Origin of the sequence: Pseudarthrobacter sp. NIBRBAC000502771 (assembly GCF_006517215.1) — a bacterium.
GTDB lineage: Bacteria > Actinomycetota > Actinomycetes > Actinomycetales > Micrococcaceae > Arthrobacter > Arthrobacter niigatensis.
Genome location: NZ_CP041187.1, coordinates 2982911 through 2995301, shown reverse-complemented (window position 1 = coordinate 2995301; position 12391 = coordinate 2982911). Strand labels below are relative to the sequence as shown.

Sequence of the window (12391 nt, the reverse complement as noted above, 5' to 3'; positions counted from 1 at the left end):
CGAGGGAAGGGCCAAAGGTCATGCCGGCGGCGCAGCCGGCTTCCGGTCAGCACCGTGGAGCGCGCGCAGCCCGTTCAGGATGGTGGCCAGGTCCACGAACTCCTGCAGGAGGGCACCGGCGACGGCGGGAATGTACCCCGTCATGGCTATTGCCATCAGGACCAGGCTGAGCCCTATCCCGGTCCAGATGCTCACCAAAGCCACCGAGACGGTCCGTTTGCCAATGGCCACGGCCTGCGCAACTTTCGAGACGTCGTCGAGCATGATCACAACGTCCGCCGATTCACTGGCCGCGGTGGCACCCTTGGCACCCATCGCGATCCCCACGTCCGCCGCTGCGAGGACAGGTGCATCATTGACGCCGTCCCCCACCATCAGCACCGGCCGTTCCATGATGGCGGCCACCGTGTTGACCTTGTCCTCGGGGAGGCAATCCGCCTGGACGCGGCCGATCCCCGCTTCCTCGGCAATATGGGCTGCCGTGGCCTGCGCGTCGCCTGTCAGCAGCATGGTGTTCCGCACGCCCAGGCTGCGCAGGCGGGCCAGGGTGTCCACGGCATTGCGGCGCAGCGGGTCCTTCATGACCAGGGCACCGGCGTATCCGCCGTCCACGGCCACATGGACCGCCAGCTGCCCGCTGTGGACGGTAGCCTCCTGGAATCCGGTTGAGGAATTCCGCACCAGGCCGGCTTTGCCTACCACCACCCGCTGGCCGTCGCAGACGGCTTCCACGCCGTGGGTTGCGTTCTCCGTGGCCTGCTGCACGGGAAGGAGTGTCAGGCCGGCGGCCGCGGCGGCTTCGATGACGGAGCCTGCCAGTACGTGCGAGGAGTACTGTTCGGCGGAGGCGGCCAGTTGCAGGATTCTCTGGCTGCCCAATGCCTCGCCTTGGCCCGGTGCCACCTGGATGCGGTCCAGGACCGGGCGCCCCGACGTGAGGGTTCCGGTCTTGTCGAAAACCGCTGTCTGGGCCTTCGCCAGCTGCTCGAGGGTGCGGGTGTTCTTAATGATGATGCCCTTGTGGGCGGCCTGGCTGGTACCGGCAAGGAAGGCCACCGGCGCCGCGATGAGGAGTGGGCAGGGTGTGGCTACCACCAGCACCTGGGCGAAGCGGAGGGGCTCGCCGGACAGGAGCCACGCTGTGCCGGCCATGGCCAGGGCCAGGATGGTGAAGGGAACGGCGTAGCGGTCAGCAAGCCGGACCACCGGCGCGCGGCTGTTGGACGCCTCTTCGACCAGCGCGATGATCCGGCTGTACTGGGAGTCCGCGGCGGTGGCTGACGCGCGCATGCGGATGGCGGCCACGCCGTTGACTGAGCCGCTGAGCAGGGTTTCCCCCATGGTGTGCTCCACCGGCAGGCTTTCCCCGGTCAGTGAGGATTCGTCGAGGCTGGCTGAGTCGGACAGGAGTTCGCCGTCCACGGGTACCAGTTCGGAGGGGCGGACCACCAGCACGTCCCCCTGGGCCACGTCGCCGATTGGGGTGTCCTCAAGGACCGCACCAGCTCCCTCGCGGTGGGCAAAACGCGGCGCCCGGTCCAGGAGGGACCGCAGTTCACGCGCGGCTCGTCCCTGGGCAAAGTCCTCCAGCGCCTCGCCGCCGGTAAGCATCAGGATGACCACCAGCGCAGCGAGGTATTCGCCCACCACCACCGTACTGACGATCGCCATCAGTGCCAGCAGGTCGATCCCCCAGCGTCCCTCCCGCAGGGACCGGACCATGCCGGCAGAACGTGCCACCACGATGACGGCAGCGTAGGCCGACGCGAGGACGCGGACCTGCAGTTCCAGGCCGAATTGGAGCAGCACCAGCACCGCTGCGAGCACCACACAGGTCAGCGCGACGACGGGATACCGCCTCATAAAGCCCCAGGCCCTTTCGACGGGCGACCCAGCGGATCCCCCTGCGTCCAAGTTGCCCGGGCTCCCGCCGGTGGCCGCAGGCGGGGCGGCGGGCTTCCTCATCCAGGACACTTCCGCAGGTGCTTCTTACGGTCCTCACACATGAAGCCGAACCTACCCTGCCGTCGACAGCCGGGCTAGGGCATTTGGCCCCGGCAAGCTGGCATGACCTTTGGCCCTGCCCCAACATCCGGTCCGGGGCGAATGTTAAGGGGCCACCATCAACCCCCACTCCGGAGCCCACCATGAACGCCGTCGTCCTCTACGACACCGCCTATGGGAACACCCGCGCAGTCGCCGAATCCATAGCGTCCGCGCTGGGACTGGGTGCCTCCGCCGTTCCGGTTGACGGTTTCGATCCAGCCACCCTCTGCCCGGGCGACCTGCTCGTCGTCGGGAGCCCCATCAATGGCTGGAAGCCTACTGCCCGCATTGCTGAATCCTTGGCCAACCTCGCCCGCCGCGGACTGAACGGTGTCCACGCGGCCGCATTCGACACGCGGGTGAAACTGTTCATCCACGGCGACGCCGCCAAGAAGATGACCAAATCCCTGGCGGAGGCCGGTGCCACCATCGTCTCCGGGCCCATGGCCTTCTATGTCAAGGGCAGCGAAGGGCCGCTCCTGGAAGGTGAGGTGGAGCGGGCCGCAGCATGGGCGGCAGACCTGGCGGCCTCGTTGCAGGGCCATGCGTAACCGGGGCCGAAGGCGTGAACCCGCTAACGGTGGAGCGGTTCTTCGACGGCGCACCGGACCACCCACGGCCTTTAGAGTCCTAAGGCCCTGTCGTGCCGGGGCATGGACCGCGAGGCTGGTGCAATGACTGAACCAGGCCCGCAGCCGCAAAAGATCCACATCACCGAACAGCCCGTGGCAGTGGTCCGCGAGCGGGTTCCCATGGACGCGCTCACCAGTTTCTTCGGCCGGGCCTTCGGTGCGGTGATGTCCGCGGTCCAGGTGCAGGGCGCCAGTCCGGCGGGTCCGCCGTTTGCGCGCTACCACGGAATGCCGGGCGAAACGGTGGACGTCGAAGCCGGGTTTCCTGTCGCCGGCAACTTCCACGGCACCGGCGAGGTGGCCAGCGCGGTACTCCCGGACGCAGATGCCTTCGAAGCCATCCACACCGGTCCCTACGACACGCTGGCTGCCACGTATGACGCCATCCGGCAGAGCATGGAAGCGGACGGAGCCACCCCGGCGGACTCCATGTGGGAGTACTACCTGACCGATCCTGAACAGCAGCCTGATCCAGCCACCTGGCAGACCAGGGTGGTCTGGCCACTCGCCTGAAGCTTCGGCAGGCCCGTCCCGAGGAGGGCACCATGGCCAGTCACCGCCCGGGCCCCCAGCCTGGGACTGCCGTTGCCGGCGCCGGCGACCAGCACGGCTGGGCGCACCTCTACCTCGTGGCAGGGGCGTCGTCGATCCTTTTCGTGTTCCTGTTGATCGCCGCCCTGGTGCTCGACTTCATGGCGCCTCCCCCTGTGCACGGCGGGGCCGCGACACTTGGGTTCATCGCCTCGAACAAGGCCGGCTATGTTGCGGAGCAGATCCTGTGGATCCTGCCGAATGTCTTGCCGGTGCTGGTGTTCACGGCCCTTTTCGTGGCGTTGTCGACGGTGCGGAGAAGCCTGCCCCTGATAGCGCTGATCTTTGGTGCGCTGCCCTGGGCGCTGCTGCTTGCGGTACCGGTCAGCAGCCGGGGCTCCCTGAACCTGGTCTACCTCAGCGACCGCTTCATGGCTGCCGGGTCGGAGGACGAACGGCGGATCTACGCTACCGCGGCTGAAGCCATCATCGCCGAGAACAACACCCCGGCAATCGTTGGCGTGCTCTCCGCCCTCGGGATCCTGCTGATGGGCCTGGCAATGCTCAGGGCCGGACAGGCAATTTTCCCCCGCTCCCTGGCATGGGTCGGCATCGCCACCGGGGCCCTGGGGGTGGTCAGTGAGGTCCTGCGCCACGCGGCTCCCAGTTTCTACTGGGGTTACGGAATTTTGCTGTGGGTATGGTTCGTCGCCACGGGCATTGCGCTGATCCGCCTGTCGCGCTCTGCTGCCCTGCGTCTCGGGGGCGCCTGACCTCCGGCGCCCCTGATCAAGGACCTTGGTCCCTAAAGCCGGTACGGGCCCTTTGAGATGGTGGTTGGGCAGGGAAGGTGCGCAACGCTGGAGTCGCGCCTTTTTTGGTGGCCGTGCCGGAAGCGGGCACGGCGTGCAGCCCCATCCACGGGGCATGATTTTGAGGAGGACACGGCTTATGGCAGGTACGTTCGAACTGTTTGTCGATGATGATTCACAGATTCGGTTCCGGCTTGTGATGCCCGATGGACACGTGCTGGCGGTTTCCGGACAATTCGCCGACAAGCAGGCGGCCGCCGCTGCCATCGAGGAGGTCCGCGAGTGCGCGGGCACGGGCCTGATCCAGGACGTGGTACCGCCGCGTCCCGGTGTTGTCCGCGCCTCCCCGCAGCACCCCCGCTATGCCGTGCACCGTGCGCCGCGGAGGCTCAATAACCTCGGGGCCGCCTGAGTCCGGCCGGCACGGAACCCGCATTTCGGGCAACGCATTCAGGTAGTGGGGCACGTCCAACGACGGGCCCCACTGCTTTGTCCGCGACGGCGTGCCTGCCCGCTGCGCTAGAAGCTTGAGGAACTGCCGGATCCGGAGAAGCTGCCGCCGCTGCTGCCGTATCCCGTGGTGCCACCACCACCCCTGGCTGAATTGACGCTGCTGACCCCCGTATTGAAGCCGGAGTTGAAGGTGGCCACGGAGAAGAACGTGTAGGACGGGTACACCGTGCCGAGGATGCTCGGTTCGTACGTCCGCTGCCTGCGGTGGTCCGTGCCGCCGTGGGCCGTTTCCATCTGTTCCCGCATCAGCCGTGCTTCGCGGTCTGTCCGGGCGAAGCCCTGGATCACGGTTTCGGCATGGTTCTCCAGCAGCTCCGAGAGCCGGGAACGGGCGCTGTACAGCCGGTCCAGGGCCTCCTCCGGCGTGATCCGCCGCTCGGCCAGTCCGGCCGTCCAGCGCTCAATGTCCCGCAGGCTTTCGTCACGGAAGGACCGGAGCGCCGTGGCAGTGGCCGAGTCCCCCTGCCCGTGGCGTTTGGCCAGGAGCTGCTCCAGCCCGGCGAGGTCTTTGCGGAAGGGAGCAAGCTGCCGGTCCCAGGCCGTAGGCCAGGTATCGGCACGGTTCAGCAGGGCATTGCTGTCCGAGATGACGTCGTCCAGGGCGTCCAGCTCTGCGGCACTGTCGGCGAACCGGCGGGCCAGCTTGAGGTTCTTCCTGCTGCTCAACGCCCGCTTACCCAGTGCGTGCACCTGGTTGGACAGCTCCGTCGCTGCGGCATATTTGCTGAGGAACGTCCTGTGTTTCTCAAGGACCTGGCTTCCGTAGCGGGATGATTCCGGGATGGTGCCGGCATTCAGTTCCGTAACCTCCAGGTCCATGCTGACGTTGGAGTAGCTGCGGTCCCCGCGTTCAATCTGTTTTCGGCATCCGCTCCTGGTCACGGCACGCACAATCAGCCAAGCGGCTGCACCCAGGGCCGCGGTTCCGGCGAGAACCCAGGTCGTGACCAGGAACGCCGTCGAGCGGTACCAGGGCTGGTTGATGAGCTCTGCCCCGCGGCGGATTCCGGCAACTGTGCCGTCGGTCCACTGGGCGTCGCGGGACAGTTCCTTGGACGCATCCTGGATGTCGCTGCGCTGCTCGAGGGACACTTTCCGGTCCTCGCCCATGTACGTCCCCACGTGCCGGCCCACGGGGTCAAGGGCGAAAATGAACAGTCCGTCGGCCCATTTTTGGCCGTCCGGGCTGATCCACTCCGGGTGCGTGGACCGCGCGAATTTCAGGACTTGTTCGTTGAGGTTGTCCGCCGGGGTGCCGTTGTAGGTGAAGACAGCAACACGGGTGGGCTCATAGAACTGGATGCGTTCGACGGCGGGCACCAGCGTGTTCTGGTCAAGCACCCCTGCGGTGTCCGCCACGATGACGGCCACAGGCGCCACCGCGGTGCCGGGGGCCGCGGCGCCGACCAGCAGGGCGGCGAGGGCAAGCACCACCACGGCTATCCGGCGCATGATGCTGCCCATGTTCCTCCCCACTGTTTAGAATCAGGATGAAACCAGGGAGCAGGGCCGCCAAAGGGCTAAGGTCCTGTGAAGATCGTGTTGGTCAGGAGCGCAGTGCCGTGGCGCAGGATGCAGGGTCCATTGTGGCCGGTTTTGACGGTTCGGAGGAGGCTGCGGCCGCCGTCCGCTGGGCGGCGCGCCACGCGCACGCCATCGGTTGCGCCCTGCATGTTGTGCACTGTTCGCTGTGGCCACTCCTGACCCGGCACCTCGGTCCGGTTCCCGGTGTGTCAGGCAGTGGCCTGGAACAGTCCGCCCGGTCCATCCTCGAAGACGGCGTGGCGGTTGCCACCGCGGAAGTACCCGGGCTTCAGGTCAGGAGCACGCTGCTTCACGGATTGCCGGCGCAGCTGCTGGCCGAAATATCCGCGGGCGAACGCATGCTGGTGGTGGGCAGCCGCGGCTTGGGCGGCTTCCTTGGCCTCCTGGTCGGCTCGGCGAGCCTTGAACTGGCAGCCACTGCCGCCTGCCCTGTCGCCGTGATCCGGGAGGAACACCACCCGGCCGGACCCGTCGTCGCCGCCGTCGATGACTCGGGTTCCCCTGCCGCGCTGGATGACGCGTGTGCGCTGGCAGCTGTGTGGCACGCGCCCCTCAAAGTGGTCCATGTCCGGCACCAGCCTGCGGGCTACCGGCTGCTGGAAGGACAGGACGCGGCGGCCGGCGCCCAGGCCGTCCTGGCGTCGGCCTTGAACCGTGCAGCGGCTGTGGTGCCCGCGGTCCGGGTGGAGACCGAATTGATGACGGACAGCTCGGTCCCGCACGCGCTCCTCAGAGCCGCTGAATCGGCCCGGATGATTGTTGTCGGCACGCAGGGCCGCGGAGTGCTCAGGGCAACCATCGGTTCAACGGCCCACGCAGTATTGCATCACGCCCGCGGACCCGTCCTTGTCTCACGGCGGGCCGGATGACGCAGGGTACTCCGGGTGTCGGGCCGGTTGCCTGCCGGGGCTCCGCCTAAGCTGGTCACGTGACCCCTGTTCCCTCCCCCGGGCCGCTGGACGTTGTGGTTCATTCCGGACCGGCGGACTGGTGGGTCATCCTTGCCGGTTTGGGGCCTCTCGCGGTTCTCACAGCTGCCCTGCTGGCCTTTTACATCAACTGGCGCACGCTCAAGCAGCGCACCGCTGCGGACAAGACAGCGCTCGACCAGAAACGCGAGGCTGACGCCAACGCGCTGCAGCAAAAGACCGAGGCAGACAGCCGGGCGGAGTGGTGGCGCCGGACCCAGTGGGCGCTGGACCGGGCCCTGGATCCGGATGAAGGCACCAAGGCGCTGGGGCTGGCGACGCTGGAAGTCCTGGCCAGAAGCGAATTGGCGCGCACGGAGGAACTCGAGCTGTTCGACATCGCCTGGAAGAGCGTGTCCGGCGACGAGAACGGGGACGATGCCTCGCCCGAGCCCGGTTCCGGGCAGGAGGCGGCCTTCGTGGACGACCGCCACAACTTAGGCGAGAATGGAACAACGGATGAAGACAGCAGCAAGGAGGTTGGACCATGAGTGCAACGTCGCCTGAGCACCGGTACGTCCACGCTCCGCGGAACAGCGCTGCCAAACCCGCCCAAAAGAAGACCACCCCGGCCGAGCACCGCGTCCAGGTTGCCGCCGCGCGGCTGCGCGTCACGCTGGATGAACGGCTGGGACGCGAGACGCCGGCAAAGACCAAAGCGCTGGCCAAGGAACCGATCTAGCGCGCCTTGCTGACAGTTGGGGGTCGACGACGCGTGGCGGGTTTTGGTGGTCAGCTGTCCGATGGACAGCCGCGAAGCGAGTACGGACCTGGTGACCAGTGGCCGCGGTAATCCTGAGATGTGACGCAGAGGTCCTGCGCCGCTGGAACTACCGTGCCGTCGTCGAACAAGTGGCCGGATCCGGGATATTCCTTGACCGCTGGCGCACTGACAGTCATCCCGGCGTTGATCCCGGCAGCGAGGCGTGGCTCCTCGTAGAGGGCAGCACTGAGGCTTCCAGTGGCTTGATCGGCCACGGGTTCGTGACGTCCCAGCCGTACCGAATTGCGGCCCCCACTGATCCCGGACCCGCTCACTGGTTCTTCTGGGTGGCCTGGGATTCCCTTCTTCCGCTTGGCGAGCAGGTACGGCCCGGACTCCTGGGCGAGGCACTCACCGACGACCTTGCGTCGAGGGCGGACGGACCGTCCCTGGTGACCCTGCCGCCGTCGTCCGTCCCTGTACTGCGCCGGCTTTGGCGCGCCCACGCGCCGTCCACGGCGGATCCCCTCGAGGTGGCGGGCGGAACCTTTCCTCCGGAGACCCTCCGCACCGTCCGCGTGAACCGGTACGAGCGCGACCCCGACGGGCGCCGGGCGTGCATTGCGTTCCACGGCACGCAGTGCGCCGCGTGCGGCTTCTCGTTCGAGTCCGCCTACGGCGTGGCAGGGGTGGGAGCAATCGACGTCCACCATGTAGTGCCCCCGGAGATCCTCGACGGCGCTTATCAGCTTGACCCCATTGCGGACCTTGTCCCGCTCTGCCACAACTGCCATGCCATGGCACACACCGCGACCCCGCCGCTGACCGCGGGTGAACTCCGAAGCATTATGTCCGCGGCCGGCCACCTAAAAGGTGAGGTGGTCACGGAGGTGGCCCTCCAGGCGCAGGAAGATGCGCGGCGGATCCTCGATGGCGGCCGGATGTAGGGCTGCTGGACTATCTTGGGACCATGGCGGAGCCGGGCCGGAAGGAATACGGGGTAGACCCCGAGGAATTCCGTTCTGCCCAGGTTGATGCGGCCGCCCTGCTGGATGCCGGATTGGGCGACGTCGATTGGTCTGTTCCACCACCAGGCGCCGTCCGGTTCACCATCGATGTTCCCAGTGGGAAGCTGGCCGCCATGGCCTTGGGCAAGCCGGATGATCCCAGCGTGGTGCTGGTGCCCGGCGCCACCGGGTCGAAAGAGGATTTCTCGCTGATGATGCCTGACCTCGCCGAGGCCGGCTACTACGCCCTGACGTACGATCTGGCGGGCCAGTACCAGTCGGCCGGCGCCGGCCCCGAGAACCTGGTGCCACCCCGACAGCACTACGACTACCAGTTATTTGTGGACGACTTCCTGGCAGTCCTGGAAACCACAGCTACCCCGGCCCACGTGGTGGCCTATTCCTTCGCCGGCATTATCGCCCAACTCGCCTACGTGCAGCGGCCCGAACTGTTCCGGTCCATCACGTTCCTGGGCTGCCCGCCGGAACCCGGCCAGACCTTCCGGGGCGTGAGCCGTATTGGCCGGTTCAGCACATGGGTGAACGGGCGGGCTGGTGCAGCCCTCCTGATTTGGGGCATCCGGAGCGGCCGGGTGGCGCATGTGCCGCCGGGACGGCAGCGGTTCGTCAACTACCGGTTCCGTTTCACCCGCCGCGCCTCCGTCCGCGATATCTACACCCTGATGCAGAACGTCCCGGACCTTCGGGCGGAACTGGCAGAGGCGCCGCTGCCCAAATTCGTGGCCGTGGGCGAACATGACCTGTGGCCGCTCCAGTTGCACCGGCTGTTCGCCCAGGCAATCCGGGCCCGCATAGGGGTGTACCGGGGCGGGCACAGTCCGTGCGAAACATCCCCGCATGAGTTCAGCCGCGACCTCCTGGCCCTGTACGCCAGGGACGGGGACGCTTAGCACCCAGGCAGCCCGCCGCCGTCGTGCCTGGTCAACAAGGCGCCGCAGGGCGTCGAAGTTCCGTTGCAGCCCCGACTGGTCACCCCCGGCCAGCACCCTCCCCCTGCGTGCCGTTGAACTTACGACGCCGGCAGGCACCGTAGGAGATCCACCGCACCCACTTCCAGACACCGGGCCTCCAGGGCTACGATCTTCCGGCACGCTCCAACGCCAGGGTGGGGGCCAGCGGCAGAGGGAGGACACCGACGTGGCCGGACGAGCAGGAATGAACGGTCCGCATTGGCGGCGGGTGCTGGCAACGCTTGGCAACACGGACGCGAGGATTGCGTACGCGCAGATCGTACTGGGAGCCGCTCACGCCGACCTGCTGCCCGATGTGAAGCCGCAGCGGAGGCAGCGGGCCCTGGCGGCCCTGCTTGAGTCCGGGCTCGTGGGACGTCAGGCGTCGGGTGGGTTGGTGGCGCAGGACTCCATATTCCGGGACCTGCTCGCCCAGCAGCCGCGCCGGCAGCCGCAGACTGGGCTGGACAGATTCATGCGGCTGGGGCGGATCGAGCGATACCCCGCCAATGTGGCCGAGCGGCGGGCCCTGCTGGCAAGGATCGCCAATGAGATCATCGAACCCGGCAAGAAGCTCACGGAGAGGCAGATCAATGAGCGGCTGCTCAGCTATACCGACGACGTCGTCCTGCTTCGCCGCTACATGATCGACTTCGGCCTGCTGCAGCGCACGGCCACGGGCTCTTCGTATTCTTTGCCGGAATAACCAACTGCCGCCGTGTGATGGCGTGCAGTAGCTTGGACAGCATGGGCGAGACGCCGGGTTTGAGGCCTGCAGGCAGTCGGAAGGGGGCCATCGCTTTCGGCGCGGTGGCACTCATATGTGTTGTGGCAGGCGGGTTGGTCGCGGCAGTTACCGGGCCGCTGCACCTTGAGCATGGATCGTGGGCCGCTGCCTATCTGGTGCTCGTCGGAGGAGTAGCCCAGGGAGCGTTGGGCATCGCCCAGTACTTCCTGGCGGCGCAACGCTTTGGGGGGTGGAGAGTCATTGCGGAATTGGTGGCGTGGAACGGCGCGTCCGCGGCAGTCATTGGCGGGACGCTGGTTGGTAACCCGTGGGTTGTGGATGCCGGCGGCGCAATGCTGGTTGTTTCGCTGGCGTTGATGTTCCGGACTGTTCACTGGCGGAGCGCGATGTCTGGTTGGGTCCCCTGGGGATACCGGGCCCTGTTGCTGGTGATCGCCGTCAGCATACCCATCGGGCTGGTGCTGGCTCACTTTCGCGCTCCGTGAACTCTCCTGCGGCATGACAGGCCGCGCCGCCGATGGGATCTCGCCTAGAATTCTGACATGCCTACACTTGTCCACGAGTTCACCTGGCCGGATCGGGTCGTCATCGGCACCGTCGGAGCTCCTGGTGCGCGCACGTTCTACCTGCAGGTACGCGCCGGGGCGCAGCTGGTGAGCATCGCCATGGAGAAGCAGCAATCGGCTCTGCTTGCGGAGAAGATCGATGAAATACTCGACCAGCTCATCACCCTGGACGGTAACCCGTTCAGCGTTCCCACCGGCACGCCCGTCGAACTGGTTGACAACGATCCGCTGGAAGCCGTTGAGGAGCAATTCCGGACTGGCGCCATGGGCCTGGGTTGGGACCCGGCGACGGCTCAGGTGGTGATTGAGGCTTATCCCCTCACTGAAGCAGATGCTGATCCGGACGATGAAGCATTGGATCAGGACGGCGTCGAGGCCCCCGAAATGCTGTTGGTGCGGATGCCGGTGGGCACCGCCCGCGCGTTCACCAAGCGCACGCGTGAGGTTGTGGGCGCGGGCCGTCCGCTCTGTCCGCTCTGCGGATACCCGATGGACCCCGAGGGGCACGTCTGCACCCCGCCAGAACTTTAATCCAGGCGGCCTGCCGGCCAAAGACTACGAGGATTCGGACTCAATGGCCTGCTCGATTTTCTGGAGGGTAGCCGGTCCGGCTGCGATTTCAATGACGCCGCCGTCTGAGCCCAGGGTGATGATCCGGAAGTCCAGCGGCACGTCCTGTTGATTGTCGTGGCGGTTCGCTTTCCGCACCGGGACGTCCACAACCCCAACTCCAGTGAGAGTCCTCCCGCGGCCACTGGGGGTCAACGTGTCGTCGACGATGGGCTGGAATTCGATCCGCTCTGCGCCGGGGACAGCGATTCCCATCCGCCAGACGCTGTTCAAGGAGCCCGGCGATGATTGAGGGAACCGCAGGAAGACAACCAAGTCGCCGTGTTCATCGAGTCTCTCCGCGGCCGTCTGGAACCGCTTCGTCATGAAGAAGACGACGCCCCCGATCATCATCGCGTAGAAGATGGCGTTGGCCGCGGCGTCGTCGAGGCTTTGCCCGGTGATAAGGCTGGCCGCCAGGATGACAGCGCAGGCTATTGCGCCAACCAGGACGGCCCGGAGCGCGGGATGCATCTCGCCCCACTTCCTCATGGCGCCATCCTAGGGGCAGGATTTTCCCGCAGCTACGGCCGCATCGTTTGGAACGTCTAAGTGATGACGCGCCGCCCACTCTTGAGCGAACCTTGCGCCCATCGTGGGTTGCCGTTCAGCAACGGGTCCTATCGTTGGGGCCAGGATCCAGCCGCTGGGGCAGGGTCTGGAGTTGGACAGGGCCGGCGGCTGGAGCATCCCGAGACCGGAGGCAGCCCCCCAAACCGCCGCCGGCCCACACCGCCTTG

General features: G+C 66.7%; 15 protein-coding genes. 12 read left to right on the top strand and 3 right to left on the bottom strand.

Annotated elements, in window-relative coordinates:
* Window positions 1-18 precede the first annotated feature (18 nt).
* Window positions 19-1863 carry a heavy metal translocating P-type ATPase gene (locus NIBR502771_RS14020; RefSeq protein WP_371706599.1) on the bottom strand — a complete coding sequence of 615 codons (1845 nt, stop codon included), beginning with the start codon at window positions 1861-1863 and terminating at the stop codon, window positions 19-21.
* Window positions 1864-2147: 284 nt separating this feature from the next.
* Here NIBR502771_RS14020 and NIBR502771_RS14015 point away from each other — a divergent pair, with 284 nt between their 5' ends.
* The 4 genes from NIBR502771_RS14015 to NIBR502771_RS14000 all read left to right on the top strand — a co-directional run bounded on the left by NIBR502771_RS14015 (window position 2148) and on the right by NIBR502771_RS14000 (window position 4433).
* Window positions 2148-2597, top strand: coding sequence for a flavodoxin family protein (locus NIBR502771_RS14015; RefSeq protein WP_141160278.1), 450 nt, complete (start codon window positions 2148-2150; stop codon window positions 2595-2597).
* Between the two features lie 123 nt (window positions 2598-2720).
* Window positions 2721-3191, top strand: coding sequence for a GyrI-like domain-containing protein (locus tag NIBR502771_RS14010; protein WP_141160277.1), 471 nt, complete (start codon window positions 2721-2723; stop codon window positions 3189-3191).
* Window positions 3192-3223: 32 nt separating this feature from the next.
* On the top strand, window positions 3224-3982 hold the full coding sequence (locus NIBR502771_RS14005; protein WP_141160276.1) for a DUF4386 family protein: 759 nt from the start codon (window positions 3224-3226) through the stop codon (window positions 3980-3982).
* A gap of 178 nt (window positions 3983-4160) precedes the next feature.
* Complete coding sequence (locus NIBR502771_RS14000) at window positions 4161-4433, top strand: DUF1508 domain-containing protein (RefSeq protein ID WP_141160275.1); 273 nt, start codon at window positions 4161-4163, stop codon at window positions 4431-4433.
* Between the two features lie 107 nt (window positions 4434-4540).
* Here the strand turns inward: NIBR502771_RS14000 and NIBR502771_RS13995 are convergent, their stop codons facing one another.
* Window positions 4541-5998, bottom strand: coding sequence for a DUF5129 domain-containing protein (locus tag NIBR502771_RS13995; RefSeq protein ID WP_141160274.1), 1458 nt, complete (start codon window positions 5996-5998; stop codon window positions 4541-4543).
* A 98-nt stretch (window positions 5999-6096) separates the two neighbouring features.
* Here NIBR502771_RS13995 and NIBR502771_RS13990 point away from each other — a divergent pair, with 98 nt between their 5' ends.
* The 8 genes from NIBR502771_RS13990 to NIBR502771_RS13955 all read left to right on the top strand — a co-directional run bounded on the left by NIBR502771_RS13990 (window position 6097) and on the right by NIBR502771_RS13955 (window position 11573).
* Window positions 6097-6948, top strand: a complete 852-nt coding sequence (locus NIBR502771_RS13990; protein WP_246839672.1) for a universal stress protein — start codon at window positions 6097-6099, stop codon at window positions 6946-6948.
* Window positions 6949-7007: 59 nt separating this feature from the next.
* Window positions 7008-7538 (top strand): hypothetical protein, encoded by a 531-nt coding sequence (locus NIBR502771_RS13985; protein ID WP_141160272.1) that lies wholly within the window; start codon window positions 7008-7010, stop codon window positions 7536-7538.
* Window positions 7535-7729, top strand: coding sequence for a hypothetical protein (locus NIBR502771_RS13980; protein WP_141160271.1), 195 nt, complete (start codon window positions 7535-7537; stop codon window positions 7727-7729). The genes NIBR502771_RS13985 and NIBR502771_RS13980 overlap by 4 nt, the downstream gene beginning before the upstream one ends.
* 98 nt (window positions 7730-7827) lie before the next feature.
* Window positions 7828-8697 carry an HNH endonuclease gene (locus NIBR502771_RS13975; RefSeq protein ID WP_141160270.1) on the top strand — a complete coding sequence of 290 codons (870 nt, stop codon included), beginning with the start codon at window positions 7828-7830 and terminating at the stop codon, window positions 8695-8697.
* A gap of 23 nt (window positions 8698-8720) precedes the next feature.
* Window positions 8721-9668 carry an alpha/beta fold hydrolase gene (locus tag NIBR502771_RS13970; protein ID WP_141160269.1) on the top strand — a complete coding sequence of 316 codons (948 nt, stop codon included), beginning with the start codon at window positions 8721-8723 and terminating at the stop codon, window positions 9666-9668.
* A 247-nt stretch (window positions 9669-9915) separates the two neighbouring features.
* Complete coding sequence (locus tag NIBR502771_RS13965; RefSeq protein ID WP_246839671.1) at window positions 9916-10434, top strand: DUF2087 domain-containing protein; 519 nt, start codon at window positions 9916-9918, stop codon at window positions 10432-10434.
* Between the two features lie 41 nt (window positions 10435-10475).
* On the top strand, window positions 10476-10961 hold the full coding sequence (locus NIBR502771_RS13960) for a hypothetical protein (RefSeq protein WP_141160268.1): 486 nt from the start codon (window positions 10476-10478) through the stop codon (window positions 10959-10961).
* Window positions 10962-11018: 57 nt separating this feature from the next.
* Entirely contained in the window at window positions 11019-11573 is a 555-nt protein-coding gene (locus NIBR502771_RS13955) for a DUF3090 domain-containing protein (RefSeq protein WP_141160267.1), read from the top strand.
* A gap of 24 nt (window positions 11574-11597) precedes the next feature.
* Here NIBR502771_RS13955 and NIBR502771_RS13950 read toward each other — a convergent pair whose 3' ends face one another.
* The gene (locus NIBR502771_RS13950; RefSeq protein WP_141160266.1) at window positions 11598-12143 is read right to left on the bottom strand and encodes a hypothetical protein; all 546 of its coding nucleotides are present in this window, start codon (window positions 12141-12143) and stop codon (window positions 11598-11600) included.
* Window positions 12144-12391: the final 248 nt, after the last annotated feature.